This window comes from Aminobacter niigataensis, from assembly GCF_014200015.1.
GTDB classification, from domain to species: Bacteria; Pseudomonadota; Alphaproteobacteria; order Rhizobiales; family Rhizobiaceae; genus Aminobacter; species Aminobacter niigataensis.
Map to the genome: position 1 here is coordinate 1,030,880 of NZ_JACHOT010000001.1, position 16,463 is coordinate 1,047,342.

Here is a 16,463-nt window from a genome sequence, read left to right on the forward strand (position 1 = left end):
CGGGTTGGATGACAAGGATCGCGAAGCGCATCGACGGGGTTGTGATCGGCATGTTCCTCGGCTTCGACGGGGAGGCGCCGCTCGTCGTGTTCCCGGGCAATGCCAAGGAAACGGCGGTGCGGGCGCGCAGCCTGACGGCGATGAGTTCGGACATGATCGGTGCCGAAGTGGCGCTTTTGTTCGAGGACGGGAATGTCGGCCGGCCGCTCATCGTCGGGCGCATCATCGACCCGGCCCGCAAGGCACAGGCGCCGCAGGTCATCCGCGACGGCGAACTGGTCAGGATCGTCGCTGAGGAACGCCTGGAACTGCGCTGCGGCAAGGCCACGATCATCATGGAGAAGGATGGCCACATCACCATTCGTGGCACCTATGTCACCAGCCACGCCAGCGCCGCCAACCGCATCCGCGGCGGCTCGGTCAATCTGAACTGATGCCAGCGCCGGTGCTGCGAGAGATCGTAAGACAGCACGCCGAAATGGCGGCGTTCCTGTGGACCGTCTACGATCATCACCTGCTGCATCCGGACGAAAATCCCGACATGGACGAGGTTCGCCTGGCGCGGCTTGTCGAACGCCTGGAAGCGCATCTCGACGGGTTGCGCGTGGCTGGGGAGGTCGGGCGCGAAATAGCGCAGGAACGTTACGCGGAATATCCCGAGGCGGGGGAACTGTTCGTCGTCAGGATGCTCGACACGAAACGACCGATCCGCGTGGGAGAACTGGAACTGGAAAAGGTCAGGGAATACCTCGCGGCGAACGGGGCAGTACGTCAGAGATAGCGTTTGGTCATGTCGATCGCCTGGATATAGAGATGGCCATCATAGCCGAATTCGAACCCCGACCAGGTGCTGCCGTCAAAAACAAAGACCTCCTTCCATCCGGTGACGACGAGCAGTTCGTCCGACGGTTGCATCGCATAGGCAAACCCTAGAGCCCGGAACTTCTTCAACTTTCGGTCGTCCTGAACGAAAAGCCCGAAATCGTTGTCGCCCCAGTAGCGAGCGCCCTGGAAGTCGCAGATCGACATGAAGTCGCTGTCGGGAGCCTTTATCTGCTTCAATTCGCTGTCGCGGTACTCGAAGCAAAAGCCGTCTTCGCAGCCGATGCTGACCGTGCCGTCGCCGGACACATGGATGGCCTGAATGGAACGATTGAAATCGAGCGGGATCTGGCGCCAGCTGTCGCCCACCAAGCGCAATAGCGTGCCGTGGTCACCCGCGACGTGAAGCTGCGAGGCGGATGGCCCGTGCATCGTCCTCAGGAACGCTGACACCAGAGGCTTGATCGGATGCCACTCGCCTGCCTCGAACCGACAGACGCAACCGTCCTCGCCATAGGTGAACAAAGGTCCGCCCGGCGGCAGGAACAATTTGTGGAAGAACGGTTCCGGCGCCCGCGCGGTGGTGTGCGCCGTGCCGCGCAGGAAGTGGGTGAGGCCGCCCACCTCCAGCAGAACATGATCCCGTGGCGAGGTGCTGATATGCGACAGCATCTGGTTTTCCAGCTGCAGCACGATGTCGAACCGCGCCTGGCTGCCATTGAAATCGACCAGCAGCAGGTAAGAGCGTCCACGCTCCCTGTACTCGTCGCTCAACTCGACAGACACTCCAAACTGTGTGCCGCCGACGTGGAACGCCCGCATCGCCTCAAGGTAGATTTGATCAGGCGGGATCTGTTCGATGTCCTTTTGCCCCGTCATTTGACCGTCCTATGCCGCATGGTCCGCATTTCATTCAGTTCCTCCATGGTCTTCTCAGGAGGCGGTGGGCCGACGACACTCTGCATATAGGCCATGAAGACCATCGACAGGCACTTGGCGACCTTATCTTGCGTGGCGGGACTTGCGTCCCTGCACTCCTTGTGTTGCTCGGCGATCGACTTGGTGCCCTTGGCGACGGCGCCGCGCAGCTTGGGTGATCTGCCCGTCTGAGCCATGCGCTTTTCGTTGTAGTCGTTGACAGCCTTGGTCTTGGTGTCGTGCGGGGTGTCCTTTCGGCTGCCCTTGCCGGTTTCCTGGAACCCGCCACCCTTCTTGTGCTTCATCGAGCGGATGCAGACGCAGGGCGCCCTGTGTACGCTGTATTCCTTCCACTGATCATAGGATGTATTGCTCGCGCGGTCGGCCTGGAAATATTCATTTCCGACATAGTGCTCCGACTGATAGCCCTTCGGGCATTTCTTCTTGTTGTGAGGATGCAGTCGCAGGTTCATCTTCTTGAGAAGCTTGCCGCAGGTTATCCCGCCGACATTCATCTTGAGCACGTGAACCCAAGGCGGTGTCCCCGCCTGTGGCGAGGCATGATCGTTGGTCGCCATGTCGGTGAAGCGGATGACCGGCTCGCCGTCGAACTTCACGTCGCTCGACCAGGAATGGAAATACTCCTTCCCGGTGTTTTTCGACGTGATGATGTTCTTTTTCGGGGCACAACCGGCCTCAGTACCGGTCGTCTTCGACAGGTAGGACTTGTTTTTGATGTTGACGGTCTTGCCGGCGATCTTGACCGTGCCAGTGCCCTCGTCGGTATCGCCCGACATGCCGAAGCTGGGGTAGGGGATGGGTACGCCCGGCGGCGTCGCCGGCGTCTGGGGAGGGGTGAAGCAGGTGTCGGGGAACGCAGCTATGGTCTTTCCGTCGCTGCCCTTGCCGGAAATCTCCAACCCGTTGGCGTAAACGTTCGCCATCACTGCACACGCGCCGAGAAGACCGCTGCGCCACAGGCGCCGCTGTCGCTGGAGGCCTCGACCAGCACCGGGGTGCCGCCCGAATATCCCTTGGCGGCGGCCGTCATTGCCATGGCGATCATGACCGGCACGACGGCCGCTCCGACATTGCCGAGCGACTCGGCCGGGGACCAGATGTCCTGGAAGCCATGTGCGCCGCGAACCAGCCGGATCGAGGCGAGTGCCGATTGCTTGAACCAGTACTGCTCTCCGATCAGGTCGGCGATCCTGTAGCCGAGCCCAGCCATCTCGATTCCGCATTCCGACAGTGCGTCCCGATATGCGGCCGTCATGCCGTCGCCGCGCAAGGGGAGGTGCGCGCCCTCTTCGTCGAGGCCATTGTAGATGAAGGCCGGTTCGCGGCTGAGACCGAGCCCGGCGAGCTGAAAGGCGCCACGCTTCGCCGCGCCACAGAGGATGGCTGCCGCTGCCTCTCCGGGGATGAAGCCATTGGCGTTGTCCGGCGTCAGCAGACGGTTCTCTCCCAGGAAATGCGTGATCGTCCCAGAGGTGAGGTAGCTGTCCACGCCTGCAATGACGACGTACTCGGCCTCTCCATTCGCCAGCAACCGGGCCGCGGTTCGCAATGCTGCGTGCCCCGAGGGCCTTCCCTCACTGATGACGCGCGTGGGGCCGTTGGCTGGCCTAGCCAGCAGGGCGCCAATTCGCTGCACGAGCCGCGCATTGTCTCCTACGGGGCTGCCTGGGCGGTCCGTTTCGGCGACGCAAAGGATCAGGTGTGTTGCCGCAGCGCGTGCCTCAGGCAGGGCATCCAGGCATTCGCGTATCGCTGCCGCCGCCATATAGGCCATGCGCCTTTCGCCCAGCATTTCGTGGGTGATGGGAACCGGAGCGCCGACCACTGCCTCGTCGGGTCCGGATTGGAAGCGCGTCTCCTGGAATCCGTCAAGACGTGCGCGCATCGCAGCGCAGGCGGAAGGGGCATCGAGGCCGACGGCCGTGACCATTCCGCAGGCGAGAATGGCGAGCTCGGCTGTCATGCGGCATCCTGTTCGTCGTCCATGAATTCCTTCTGCGTCGCCACGTCTCGAACATACTCCTTGCCCTGCTTCCGGGCCCTGAGCATCGTTTCGGTTGGCGGGCCTATCCAGGCCTCCTCGAACTCCGTGATGATCTTCAGTATCCGCACATCTGCCCGCCACACCATCGACAGGCGCCGGTTCTCGGGATCGAACAGCAATGTGTCGGGCAAGATCGCGCGTTCAAGCACCTTGTCGCCGTCGCGGAAGATCGTCATCGGCAGGGCAGTCTGTGGAAGAGTGAACCAGGTCTTGCCCTCGGGCGTCAGGTTGACGAGCACCACCTCCTCGCCGCCTTTCGGCGCATCGACCTGCTGGTCGGGGGGAGCCATCTGGAAGTAGCGTTCGTCGAAATCCGGTGGCAGGAACGGGAAGATGTTCTTTGCCCAGTTGTCGTCGTAAGTGCCGCCATATTCGATGCGGCCCGGCCAGCCGCGCCCCATCGGGCCGAAGCTCATCGGCTTGTATTCGCCGAACGGCGAAGCGATGTCTTCGCCGATGGCTTGCGTGTTCGGCAGCCTGAGGCCGGGGATCAGATTCTGGTTACGGGTGCGCGCCCAGCCGGCGCCTACGGGATTGTGCGTGTAGCTCGCAGGCAGCTTGTCCTCGGGGTCGAGGCGGTCGGTACCGCCCCAGGCGGTGTCATAGGAAAAGTGCTGGCGGAGAAATGGCTGCGGCGCGGTTGCCATGAACAGCGGCCCGCGCGCGCGCCATTCGCGGGTGCCGACCACCTCGAAGAGCTTTTGCCAGGCGCCGAGCTTGATGCCTACCGGTACACGTTCGGCCGGGCGGCCGCCGGGCGCGTAGGCGCAGCCATTGGCGATCACGTCGCAGCGCGGCTTGCGGAAGGCGAAGTCGGTTTCCCACAGCGTGGCCGAATAGCCGGGTGCGCCGGTGAGGATGTCGGCCATGACAAGCGGCACCTGCTCGGCCGACTTGCGCACCGGCCCGCCTGGGGTGTCCGGAAAATCGAACGTGCCCTTGACCACCACGACGATGTATTCGCGGGCGTCCTTGTCCATGCCCATGGTGAATTCGTGCACGAAGCCGGTCTGGTTCCAGATCTGCATCAGTTGGTCTCCCAACTGGCCGCGAGCAGCCGGTCCAATGCCGCGCGCGGCTCTGCCGGATCGACCTCCATCGGCACGCAAATTCTCGTCCAGAGCAGCATGCCGAGAACGACCTCGCTGTCGGGTTCGGTCGGTGGGAAGGGCAGCCCGGCGAGTTCGCGGGCAAACTCGTCGGCACCGACTGCGCCATGGCGCGCTGCCTCGGCCACAGCTTCGACATCGTCGAACCAGTCCGACGCAGAGATGGCCAAGCCGGCCAGGGCAGAAGAAGGCGGAGCCGCGACAGTCAGCGGAAAACTGCGGCCGGCGCGGTCGCCACTTGGCACGACGATGCCGGCCATCGGACCGTTGGCATTGCTGCCGAGCAGGAAGCGGAGGGCAACTTCGTCGGGCCAGAGACCTGACGATTGCAGTGGCGCCAGATGGCTTGCGACCCAGCGGTCCCATGCGCGCACGAAGTCGACCGGAAGGCCCCGGCCGACAAAGTCGCCGGTCGCCGGGATCTTGCCGTAGAAGCCGGTGCCTAGATGTTCAACGGGCACGTGAACCTCTTGAACATCTGGAGGTTGTAGGGGTTCTCCACGCTTGCCGCCTTGAGCTCGAAGTCGGCGTAGAAGTTCTTGGCGCCCAGGCGCAGGTTGTAGACATCGGAGAGGGCGGTGCCGGTGAAGCGGCCCTTGGTGAGCAGCCTGAGCCAGGCCCAGCTGCCGGTTTCGTTGACGATGACCTCGGGCGAGCCGTCGATCGGCTGGAAGGCAAGCGAAATCGTTCCGGTGCCATCCTTGCCCGGCCAGGTCATGGGCTGCGGGCGGGTGGCGTTGTTGAAGTAGACAAGGCTCTGGCCATCGAGGTTGAGCGTCACCCGGGTGACGGTGGGCGACAGATCCTTGGGCTCGAGCGTGAAGCTCATCAGCGGTCCCGTGCCACCGGGGAACAGGTCATCGCGGATGCGCCGCGCCTGTTCGAAGGCGGCGAGCGCAGAGGCGTCGAGGCCGAAATCGGCCCGCCAGGTCCAGGGCTGCTTGGCGGTGTCGACATAACTGATCAGATGATCGTTGGTGAAGGCGTCGATCAGCCCGCCGGGACCGAACAGCCGGGCGAAATCGCGGACATTGACGTCGACGGCACTTGCCGGACTGAAAGGATAGCGATCGGTCAGCGCCGCCTGGCAGAACGGCAGGATGTCGGCACGCCAGATGGCGTTGAGCTCGGAGGTGACCGCCTTTTCGGTCAGGCCGCTGGTGTCGCCGGCGATGCCGCCGAGCCAGTCGTCGATGGGATCGGGCAGGATCTGCGCCTGGCGCGCGACGGCACCCGTCAGTTCGGCGAGGCCGCCCTGTTTCTTGATGGCATCCTGCGGGTCGGGATTGGCGGTGACGGTCTGCAGCACGTTGGAAAGCGCGGTAAGCGCGACGACGGCCGCATCGAGCATAGGCGGCTGGCCGTCCACCTCGGCGACGGCGCCCTTGAGCGGCTTGAAATGCTCGGCGACGAGCGTGCCGGTCATGTCGACTTCGGCAGCCGAGCCGGCACGCGGCAATAGCTTGGCACCTGCCTTGGCGAGCTTGCCGACCTTGCCGAGCTTGCTGAGCAGCTTGTTGGCGCCCTTGGCCGCGGCCTTGTTGTCGCCCGCAGGCTCCTCGTCCGATCGCACGAGGTCGGTTTCGTGGACCACCGCCGTGACGAGGCGCTTCAGCGCTGAATCGGCGCTGGAGAGATCCTTGAGGTTTTCGCTGGCAACGTTGAGGTCGGTGAGGGGCGCCAGACGGATATCGCGCAGCAGGCTGTCCCACTGGGCGATGAAATCCTCGTAGTAGAGCTTGAGGATGTCCTCCGACAGTGCCGACACTGAGGTTTCGGAATTCTCCGCGCAGCCGCCGGCAAAGACAGCACGATCGAGCGCCGCCTGGGCGGCGACCTCTTCCAGCCGGTCGAGGATGACGTCGTGGAAGCCGGCATAGGTGAATGCACCCGAAATGCCGATACGCATCGTCTTGTCCGAACGCCGGGCAAATACCTTGGAGCCGTTCGGGCCGGCGAAATTTGCCGGAATCCACTCTTTCAGTTCGGAGACTGCGGGGTCGGCCAGCAGTTGCTTGTAGGCGCGCGCCGGCAGGGAGATTGTGCAGACGCTCTTAAGCGCTTCCGCGACCAGCGCCGGATCGGGCGCGACGTAGCTCGCATCGACCGTCATGCGGCGGATGGCGGCGAGCTGGTGCTCTTCGGCATCCGGTGTCGGGAAGGGCGCCACAGGCGCGAATTCGGGGAGGTCGTTCACCCACCAGGCTTGCACAAAGTCGGGGTCCATCTGCGACAGCCCGGTCATCATGCGGTAGGTCTTGAGCGCACCCAGCATGAATTCGGGATCGCGGACCTGCCGCCACATCGTCGTTTCGAGCAATGCCACCATGCGCGGTTCGAGGATGTTGCGCAGGGCGTGGTTGTATGTGTCGGCCTGCGCCCGCAGCAGCTCAGGCGATGCCGTCGGCCCGAGCAGATCGCGCACACCGCTCGGCGGTGCTGTACGGGCATTCGCCACTTCCGTGACCGCGGCGAGCGCGATGTCGATGTCTGGCGCGTCAACGGGCGCCGGCCTGGCAGCCAAGGGTGCGAGCGGCGCCTGCAAAGCCTCGAGCTGACCCGCCTGTGCCGCGATGGCGTTGCGGTTGTCGTAGTAGGACAGGCCGAAGAGCGCGCCTGCCAAGAGCACGGCTGCTCCTGACGCAGCGGCCGCCGCGCGCCAGATCCAGGTGCGGCGACGTTGCGCCACCGGATCGAACATGCCGAGGCCGGCTTCCTTGAATACCACTTCGGTGAGCAGGTTCTTGAGGAAGAAGCTGCGCTTTTCCACCCGCGGCGAGGCCATGGCCCGCCGTGGCGGCAAGCCGAACGACGAGGACAGTGCAGCGGTCAGCCGGTCGATCGGCGCGCCTTCCTGCGTTGCAGATGTCAGGTAGACGCCGCGCAGCCAGGCGCTGTCTTCGTAGCGGCTCTCGCCGAAGATATGTTCGACCAGCAGCCGGACGGGCTCGGACAGGCTTTCGACCTGCGCCGGGAAGCGGAAGATCTCGGCCCGGGCGGCGAGGGCGTCTTCATCTTCGAGGCGCGGAACAAGCCGTTTCTCGAGTTCGGTCGCCAAAAGCGAGATCTCGCTGGCCACCATCTTGCCGTCCACGCGCGCATCAGGTGCGAATGTCGCGCCCCAGACCTGTTCGCGGGCGGAGGTGGAGAGACCGCCGAAGAACGGCTCGAAGCCCTTGATCAGGTCCGCCTTGGTCAACATCAGATAGACCGGCAAGCGGATTTCCAGGCGTTCGTTGAGTTCGGCGAGGCGGCGGCGGATCTTGCGGCCATGCGCCTTGATGGCTTCGTCGCCCTCGGAAAGCGCATCGATCGAAAGCGCGACGATGACGCCGTTGAGCGCCCGCCTCCCACGATGTCGTTTCAACAGGTCGAGGAAGCCCAGCCATTCGGCGGCATCAACGTCGGGCTGGCTTTCCTGCTGGACGTAGCGGCCGGCGGTATCGATGAGCACAGCGTGTTCGGAGAAGAACCAGTCGCAGTTGCGGGTGCCGCCGACGCCCTGGATGTCGTCGGTCAGGTCGATCGGGAAGTTAAGGCCAGACTGGCGCAGCGCCGTCGTCTTGCCGGTCGCAGGCGGCCCGACGATGACGTACCACGGCATCTCGCGCAGGAACTTGCGCCCGCCGAGCTTGCGGCGCTTCAACTCGTCCATCAGCCCCTGGAACTTGGCGCCGACCGCCGCAACGCTTTGCTCGCCCGGGGTGAGCGGCTTTTCGATCGCCGGGGCGGCGATCTCGGCGACAAACACCCGGTTGGCGCGGATGGCCCTGCGCTGGGCCAGGATCAGCCAGATGAGCCAGAGGATGACCAGGCCGGCGATCATCGCCATGCGCACGGTCTCGGACGCAAAGGGCGTGCTCTGGCCGACCGCCACGATCGGGCCGAAAACCCAGATGATCAGCGACAGCAGCGTCAGGCCGATCAAGGTCCAGAGCCACCGCGATGTCAGTACTGCCCAGAGGAAGCGCAGGATGAACATCTGTCACAGCCTCTTTTCGACCAGCACTTCGACACGGCGATTGAGCGCGCGCCCTTCGCGGGTGCCGTCGTCGGCGACCGGGTCGGTGGCGGCGCGGCCTTCCGAGCGCACGCGCTCGCGCGGCACGCCGTTCTGGACGAGGATATCGGCGATCGTCGCAGCGCGGGCCTCCGACAGGCGCTGGTTGGTCGACAACGGGTTGGTACGCTGCAGCGGAATGCCGTCGGTGTGGCCGACCACGGTGATGTTGCCGATCAGCTCCTGGTTTTCGAGGATGACCTTGGCGATCGATACGATGAGGGGCTGGAAGCCGTCGGTCAGTTCCGCACGCGACGACTGGAACAGTTCCGGATTGCTGGCCTGGATGACGAGGCGGGCCAGCGACACGCTTTCGGCGCCCTTCAGTGCCGGGCGCAGCCCTTCCGGTGCGGCGGCGGCAAATTCCGGCAACAGCGCGAAGTCGACGGTCTCGACCGGTGGGGCCTCGGCTTGCGGTGCGGTGCGCAACAGCTCGGCGCGATCGGCCGGCGGAAGGGCGCGAACTAGCGTGGTCAGTTGCGTCGCCTGGTTGCTCAATGACATCGATAGACCGACATAGATGGCCGTCGCCAGCACGGCGGCGATGACCGCCATCACCCACAGTGGAACAGTGAAGCGCGGCGGCTCGTCGGACGCGACGACGCCGCGCCAGTTGGGCGACAGCGAGGCATCCTCGGCATCGGCATTGCGAAGGAAGCGGGCAGCGGCGACGCGCACGGCGTTCAGCGAGCGGTCGCCGGCGCGTCCGGGCACGCGATATTTGCCCCGGAAGCCGAGTGCCATGCAGTAATACTGCAGCTCCAGCATTTCTTGGTCGCGATTGGGATGGCGCTCGAGATCCTCCAGGCGCGAGAAGAACTGCGCGCCGGCATCGACATCGCCGCGTAACATGACGACGAGCGGCTGGCGCGGCCAGATGCTGGCGCCACCCCAAGGTGTGTTCAGGGCCAGGTCGTCGAGCAAGGCAGCGACAGACCAGGCAGCCTGATCGGCCCGTTCGAGCGACGATCCGCTGGCAACGGCTGTGTCGCGTGCGCGGACCAGCTCTTCCAGAAGCCGCGTGCGCAGCACTTCGGGGTTTTCCGGCGGCAGGGCGTTTTCGAGTTCGGGCGCGAATTCCAGCAGGGCCGAAAACGCGTTGACCAGCTTGTTGGGGTGGGCGCGGGCCCGCTGCAGGGGCGCTACGGTAAAAGGCATCGGCGCGCGTGGCATCGGCGTACCGACCATGCGTATCCGGGTACGCTCACGATCCTCCGACAAGCCGAAAGGATCGTCCTGGCTCATCGCATCACCTGTTCACCGAATAGCAGTCGACCTGCGGCTCGCTCGGCAGCACGCCCGAAACGCCAATGACGAATCCGGGGGCGTCGAGGAGGGAGGCCCAATGCTCGCTTCTCTGATCTAGCTCAAGGCAAAGACGGTCGCCGTCATAGGGGATCTCGCGCGGCTGCGAGTGCAGCGGCTTGAGCGGAATGCCGGGCAGGCGCGACTTCCACAGGCCTTCGAATTCGCCGGCGGCACCGACGGTCGCCTGGTTGACGAAGATCTTGCGCAAGGCGTCTTCGGAGAGTTCGGAGCCGACGCGGATGACGATGCGGCTCGCCACCAAAAGCTTTGGATTGTCGATGCGCACCTTCCAGACATTGGTCGAGTGCCGCATGACGGGCAGCGCCCGCGACTTGGGTTCGACATAGCGGAGGCTGAGGATCAGCGAACGCAACGTGTCGGCGAGCGCCGAATAGGCCGGCCCCGGCGCCATGTGATCGTAGATCGGCAGTTCGGCCAAGCGGCGCGAGTTCGATCCGTAGGTCGCCATCGACCCGGCGAGGCCGGCAAGCTCGAGATAAAGATCGGCCGGGTGGAAGATGTCCTGCGCCAGCATGTGCGCCAGGCGCGGGCGCGCCGCGTTGGCGAGATTGAGCATCAGCAGATCTTCGACGCTGCGTCCGGGGCCGCCGAGCACCATCTTGGCGTGTGCCTCGGCAATCTGGTCGAGGCCGGTGATCACCTCCTGCAGCAGTTGGGCGTACCAAGGTACGGCACCGGTCGCCAATGTCGGCGGCAGGAAGCTGGGGTCGACGGCAACGCCGCCATCGGCGCGAACGCCGGTTATCTCGGTGATCGGCAGCGCAGTGTAGCCGCCAATCGACTTGCCGGGGGCGAGAAGCAGCGCTTGCGGCCGTGCGATCTCGATCTCCTCGGGATCCGATCCGCCATGTACGGCGTCGCGAACGGTGACGATGCGGCCGCGATAACGCGCACCGCTGGTCTCGGCATGGGCAGGATCGAAGCCGACGCCGCCCGGCGGCTCCAAGGGTACGGCAATCAGCACCGGACCGCCGCCCATGTCGGCAGTGATGGCCAGCGGCTTCGGCGCATCCATGGTTTCGGGGATGGCGAAGGGCGTTCCATCGGGAAAGATACCACGGGCCGACAGGACTGCCACCTGTCCGGCCTCCAGCAAGGCGGGGTCGAGCGTCAATGCGCGAAAGCCGAACGTATGCAACTGCCCGGCCTGCAGGGAACCGCGCACTGTCGCTTCGAAGAACCGGTCCTGTTGCTGGAAGTGCTGGGTCCGAAGGAACAGCCCTTCGGACCAGAGCACCCTGTTTGTATCTGTCATGCGGCAACTCTCTGCATCGCGAACTCCGTTCTGGGCCGAGTCAGGCCGAAATGCCTCCGCTGCCGAGGGTCACAGCGATCGTCAGCGTCGACCCCGGCGAGACCGACTTCGTCGTTCGCCAGGTGCGGCCCGTCGGTTCGCGGACCAGGGCGACGAAGCCGAGCGCGGTTGCTTCCGGCTCGACGGTGATCGTCTTCGATGCGCCTTGGCCGGGGCCGACCGAGAGTGTGTCCGAGCCGAGCAGGTCGCCGGCAAGAGCGGAACCTGCGTCGCCCTGCAAGGCGAAATAGTCCGCCGAGTTGAACTTGCCCGTGCTCTTCAATCGCATGACGAGAACGGTCACCGGCCTGTCGCCGCCGTCAGGTCCGGGGTTCATGCCGGCTTGACCGCTCACATTGACGGTGACTGTGGACGGTTTCGGCGGCCCGCTCTGGCAGGCGGTAACCAGTCCTGTAGCGCCGAGAGCAAGTATGAAGTCGCGCCGGTCTATCATGCGTCACTCCTCTTCATAGGCGTTGCGGAAATCGGCCCCGATCTCACCCATGAAGCGCGTCTCGGCGCTCACGGCGATTTCGCGATGGCGTTTTTTGTAGAGATCCCAGAGCTTCGCGCCGCGGCCGCCGGCCAGCAGCGTCTCGATCGACGAACTCGATTTCAGCTCCTCTTCGAGTGCGACAGGATCGAAGCGATCAATCATACGGCGCAGCGCACCCTGCAGGCCGCGCCAGGCACGAACATGATGGTGGGCGAGGTCGCGGATGGCGTCGGCAATTGCCGGCTCGCCGGCGAGGAAGCCGGGGCTGCGCTCGGCGAGGATGGTTGCCAGAACATCGTCCACGGTGGGCAGGAACTTGAGCGGGTTCACTTCCGAAGAGCCGACCACGGTCTGCTCGATGCGGGCATTGCCTTTTTCCTCGGCCCGCTTGCGCAGCAGCTGCATCAGGCCTTCGAGCATCAAGCGGTATTCACGACCGAACTTCTCCATCTCGGCAATCGGGTCCCGGCCTGAAGCATCGCCCTGATCGAGACCGATGCCGCGAAGGAACGCGGCGCGAAGGGCGCTGTCGGATGGCAGGGCAGCCTGTGGCGGGGCTGCGTGCAATCTCTCGCGGGCACGAAGCGACGGAGGCGGCGGCGGTGGCGCGTCGACCCGACGTGGCGGCACATCCCGGGGGGCGGGAGCGGAAGCCCTGTGTTCTTGCGCGTTCTCTTTCGCCCTGTCCGGCTTCTCGCTGACCGGCAACTCATGCGCAGCCTTTATCGGCGGAGAGGGAAGATCGAATCCGGCATCGAACGTTTGCTCTGCTTGGCGCGCCGGCTCCTTTGCTGCAGGTGGAGCTTCGACGGATGCAAAGCCGAACGGGTCGGCGAAGGCGGAGGTGCCGTTCCTGGCTTCGTCCGGATGCCCGTTCGCCACCGGGGTGGACACCGGATCGAGGCTGAAGGGGTCGTCGAATGCCGGCGAACTGCGTTCGGATTTGTCGCCACGTTCGTAGGCGCGGAAGGCTCCGGCTTGGGGCTGCTCGAACGGATTGGGCAGTTCGGCGGGGCGCGGCCGTTGCGGCTCCTCGTCGGTCTTGAGCGAAAAGAAATCGTCGCTGCCCATGCTGGCCGGTACACGCGACGCCGCTGGTTGCGGCGGTTGCGGTGTCGACGTCCTTGAGGGCGATTTTTGCGCCGATGGCTGGGCTGAAGGCTGCAGTTCGACAGCAACGACATAATCGCCCAGCCGGAGCCGCATGCCGTGTCGGAGGCGCGCCGTATTGCCTGATCCGAGCGGGCTGCCGGCATCGTCGATGAACAGGCCGCTGCTCGACGTGTCGATGACGAAATAGCCGTCTTCTTCGGCTGTTATGCGGCAGTGGGCGCGTGAGACGAACATGTCGGGGTCGTCGATCTGCCAGCCCGCCTCAGGACTGCGACCGATCACCAGTTCACCCTTGTCCAGCCGGGACTGGCGCACCGCTTGTGCGCGCGGTCCCTGCTCAAGCGTGAGGAGCAAGCTCATGCCCCGACTCCCGCCATTTCTGGCCGCCAGCCGACGATTGTCCGCAGGCGCATGTCTTCAGCATCGTCTCTTTCCGCAGGGGGCGCAAGCCACGCCGTTCGGCCGAGCTGCGCGGAGCCCAGGCGCGCCGGCGGAACCTCCTTGCGCGCCAAAACGATGCGGAGATCGACGTCCAGCAACTCGCCCAGGAGGTCGCGGATGGCGCGCTTCAGCACCACCAGCCTTTTGCTGCCGGGCAGAAATGCCCGGTAGGTTTCGAAGTCGAGCGGTCCGATGCGCAATTCGACCCGGTTCTGGCGGCTGAAGCTGCGCGGCCCGATGGTCGCGCTCCTGCCCAGTGCTGCGCTGGCCTGGCCGATCCTGGTCTGCAACGCGGCCGGGATCTCCAGCCATGACGCAACGAACTCCTTCAGCCGGACAGGTACATTGAAGGCTTCGGCGACGAACAGGGTGAGCCGCTCCGGCCCGTCGACCTGGCTGGCAAGGGCCGCGGCCTGCCGCAGCTTGACCGCATCCAGATCCGGATCGGCGGCATTGTGGGTGTCGGGAAGGCCGATGCCGGCCATGGCTTCCATCATCGAGCGAACACGGCCGCCGACGGCGCGCTCGACCTGCACGCCGGGATGGGCGTCCGCCCAGGCGCGATAGAAAAGGGCAATCATCCGATGCTGCAGGATGTTGACGAAATCGACGAATGTCGTGTCGCTGGTCTGATGCGCGTCGGCGCCGACAAACCAGCGTTGCGACAGCCGGTCGAGCACCCAGCGGGTCACGTGCAGCGGCAGCGGTCCTTCAGGTCCGAGCAGACCGAGATTGGCGACGGTGACGCGCGCCGGGGACTTGTCAGTGGCCGGCTGGAACTTGACCACGTCCTGGGTGGAAAAGCCGAGGCGCACGTGCTGGCCGAGCCGTGCCGGCTCCCGATCGAGACGCCCGGAGTGGCCGAAAAGCCGGTTGTCGCGTTCGAGCTGCCGCAGCAGCTCGAAGAAATCGTAGCTGTCGGCCGGCACGCCGGAGGCCTCTAGATCAGGAAGCGGTTGCCGGGCGTCATCGGCCATGGCACGTCCTCCTGTCTCTGGAGCAGTCGGGTGCGGGTGCGTACGAAACCGTTGATGCCGGCGTGGCGGGCAAACAGCCGGGCCAGCAAGGCCGACAGCAATAGCGAGCTCTGCCCTGATAAGACGGACTGGTCGACGTGGAGCATGACCTCGGTGCCGCGGCCGAAACACATCGGCCCCGGTATCGCCAGCCGCTCGACCACCGGCTGCGAGTCTATGCGGACGATGGAGCGCACATGGCGGCCAAGGACCGGATCGCCACGGTCGGCATAAAGGTCGAGCAGCGCATGCAATGGATCGACGCCACGCCCGTCCTTGGCAAGGCTCAGGAAGTTGAGCGACAGCTGGGCGACGAGCCGCCAGGCCAGTTCGTCGGCACGGGATTCTGCGTCCGCGCCGGCGGGCAGGGCGGCAGGAATGGAATTCTGCGGGGGACGCAGGGCGCCGAGCAACCTGATCGTCTCGACCGGGTCACCGCTTTCCAGCGACAGTGACGGATTGTCATCCAGGATAGGCAGATCCCTGTTGGTGCAAAGCGCGGTGATTTCGATACGCTTGAGCGTCCGGCCCGTAGGCATGCCCACTGGCCGCGAAATGGCGAGAAAGACGTCATCGCCAGTGTAGGTCGTGCGCGTCATCCCCTCGCGCCGCTCATCCTCCGTCGCGCGGCGAGGCCGGCGCTCGGTCGAGTAGACCCAGCCATTGCCCCTGTTCTGGCCGAGGCTGAACAGGGCCGGGATTTCAGCATCGGCACCTTCGGCTTCGGCATCCTCGACATGCGTGATGCGATAGATCTCGAAATCGCGCGGCCGGGTGCGATCGGCGTAGAGCACCTGCCGGGTCCGCCGCGCGTCGAGTTCGATGACGTTGCACTCGCGTTCGAACAGGTTGATCAGCGGGGTGGCGAAGAGCTCGAAATCGGCAGGCGCGAGATCGGCGAGTTCCGGCGCCGCCCGCCGCAGCAGGAAAATGATGTCGAGGCCGGCGTCACAGCTGCGAATGACGGGCTGGAGTCCAGCGACACGGACATAATGGAAACGCTCCGGCATCATGAAATATTCGCGGAGGAGGCGATAACCCTCGAATGTCGGACGCGTCCGGGGCATCAGCGCCTCGGCGTCGCCTATGCCGACCATTTGCGGCTCGGGCAGAGGTGCGAGCCTGCCCTGCTTGCCTGACTGGCGCGCACCGACGGCAGTGCAGACGCCGAAGATCGTGTCGAACAAGAGGGCTGCCTTGGTGCGGCCGGCAAAATGCAGGTCTAGCCGATCGAGCGCCAGTTCGCTGAGCTTGCCCTTGCCGGTGCGGGCAATGGTGATGCGGAGCGCGGCTTCGCTGGCGACACCGGCGGGCGCCGTTATGCCGGCGGCTGCAAGGGCACTGCGGTCCTGGTAGTAGCCGACCGAAGCGATTTCCAACGGCCACAACGTGACGTCCTGCGCCGTGGTGAAGGTCATGCGCGTGGAAAGGCCCGGCTGCAGGCTCGATACGAGGCGGGTGCCGCGCTTGACGAGGTGACCGGCATTCATCGTCTGGACCTGCTGCCCCGGCTTCAGCACCGCCATGGCCGTTGCCGGCGTTGGCGACAGCAGGTCGGGATAGAGGACCTCGAGCACGCTGCGCGCGAACCTGGAGCGCTCGGCATCGACCTTCAGCCTGGTGCGCGCCGCCAGAAACGCGACGCCGTCCAGCAGGCGCTCGACATAGGGGTCCGGGCAAGGTGCGGTGTCGAGCGAGAGATTGCGCGCGACCGCCGGGTGCATGTCGGCAAATTCCGCTGCAAGCGTGCGGATGTGGGTCAGCTCCTCCTCGTAATACTCCAGGAAGATCCGATCCATT

The 16,463-nt window shown here is 65.0% G+C and carries 14 protein-coding genes; 2 read left to right on the plus strand and 12 right to left on the minus strand.

The features are described 5' to 3' along the window. Positions 1-8: 8 nt before the first annotated feature. Positions 9-434 carry a DUF6484 domain-containing protein gene (locus GGQ99_RS05165; RefSeq protein ID WP_183261148.1) on the plus strand — a complete coding sequence of 142 codons (426 nt, stop codon included), beginning with the start codon at positions 9-11 and terminating at the stop codon, positions 432-434. Next, positions 434-781 (plus strand): hypothetical protein, encoded by a 348-nt coding sequence (locus GGQ99_RS05170; protein WP_108608109.1) that lies wholly within the window; start codon positions 434-436, stop codon positions 779-781. Before GGQ99_RS05165 ends, GGQ99_RS05170 begins: the two co-directional genes overlap by 1 nt. On the opposite strand, the gene GGQ99_RS05175 is transcribed toward GGQ99_RS05170, so the two are convergent. Genes GGQ99_RS05175 through tssF form a run of 12 tightly spaced genes read right to left on the minus strand, consistent with a single transcriptional unit; the run spans position 772 to position 16,462 of the window. Next, positions 772-1,701, minus strand: a complete 930-nt coding sequence (locus GGQ99_RS05175) for a beta propeller repeat protein (RefSeq protein ID WP_108608110.1) — start codon at positions 1,699-1,701, stop codon at positions 772-774. The genes GGQ99_RS05170 and GGQ99_RS05175 overlap by 10 nt on opposite strands. After that, a complete protein-coding gene (locus GGQ99_RS05180; RefSeq protein ID WP_108608111.1) occupies positions 1,698-2,684 on the minus strand; it encodes a DUF4150 domain-containing protein in 987 nt (328 codons plus the stop codon). Before GGQ99_RS05180 ends, GGQ99_RS05175 begins: the two co-directional genes overlap by 4 nt. Continuing rightward, entirely contained in the window at positions 2,684-3,724 is a 1,041-nt protein-coding gene (locus GGQ99_RS05185) for a beta-ketoacyl synthase N-terminal-like domain-containing protein (protein ID WP_183261150.1), read from the minus strand. Before GGQ99_RS05185 ends, GGQ99_RS05180 begins: the two co-directional genes overlap by 1 nt. Then, positions 3,721-4,833: a DUF2169 family type VI secretion system accessory protein gene (locus tag GGQ99_RS05190; RefSeq protein WP_183261152.1), complete on the minus strand. Its 1,113-nt coding sequence runs from the start codon at positions 4,831-4,833 to the stop codon at positions 3,721-3,723. The genes GGQ99_RS05185 and GGQ99_RS05190 overlap by 4 nt, the downstream gene beginning before the upstream one ends. Next, positions 4,833-5,375: a type VI secretion system-associated protein TagF gene (gene tagF / locus GGQ99_RS05195; RefSeq protein ID WP_183261154.1), complete on the minus strand. Its 543-nt coding sequence runs from the start codon at positions 5,373-5,375 to the stop codon at positions 4,833-4,835. Before tagF ends, GGQ99_RS05190 begins: the two co-directional genes overlap by 1 nt. Beyond that, on the minus strand, positions 5,357-8,896 hold the full coding sequence (gene tssM, locus GGQ99_RS05200; RefSeq protein WP_183261156.1) for a type VI secretion system membrane subunit TssM: 3,540 nt from the start codon (positions 8,894-8,896) through the stop codon (positions 5,357-5,359). The genes tagF and tssM overlap by 19 nt, the downstream gene beginning before the upstream one ends. 3 nt (positions 8,897-8,899) lie before the next feature. Beyond that, positions 8,900-10,219, minus strand: a complete 1,320-nt coding sequence (gene icmH / locus GGQ99_RS05205) for a type IVB secretion system protein IcmH/DotU (protein WP_183261158.1) — start codon at positions 10,217-10,219, stop codon at positions 8,900-8,902. 4 nt (positions 10,220-10,223) lie between these two features. Continuing rightward, positions 10,224-11,558 carry a type VI secretion system baseplate subunit TssK gene (tssK, locus tag GGQ99_RS05210; RefSeq protein WP_183261159.1) on the minus strand — a complete coding sequence of 445 codons (1,335 nt, stop codon included), beginning with the start codon at positions 11,556-11,558 and terminating at the stop codon, positions 10,224-10,226. Between the two features lie 40 nt (positions 11,559-11,598). After that, complete coding sequence (gene tssJ, locus GGQ99_RS05215) at positions 11,599-12,051, minus strand: type VI secretion system lipoprotein TssJ (protein WP_108608118.1); 453 nt, start codon at positions 12,049-12,051, stop codon at positions 11,599-11,601. A gap of 3 nt (positions 12,052-12,054) precedes the next feature. Next, entirely contained in the window at positions 12,055-13,566 is a 1,512-nt protein-coding gene (gene tagH / locus GGQ99_RS05220) for a type VI secretion system-associated FHA domain protein TagH (RefSeq protein ID WP_183261162.1), read from the minus strand. Continuing rightward, positions 13,563-14,624, minus strand: coding sequence for a type VI secretion system baseplate subunit TssG (gene tssG, locus GGQ99_RS05225; RefSeq protein ID WP_108608120.1), 1,062 nt, complete (start codon positions 14,622-14,624; stop codon positions 13,563-13,565). Before tssG ends, tagH begins: the two co-directional genes overlap by 4 nt. After that, positions 14,588-16,462 (minus strand): type VI secretion system baseplate subunit TssF, encoded by a 1,875-nt coding sequence (gene tssF, locus GGQ99_RS05230; protein ID WP_183261164.1) that lies wholly within the window; start codon positions 16,460-16,462, stop codon positions 14,588-14,590. The genes tssG and tssF overlap by 37 nt, the downstream gene beginning before the upstream one ends. Position 16,463: the final 1 nt, after the last annotated feature.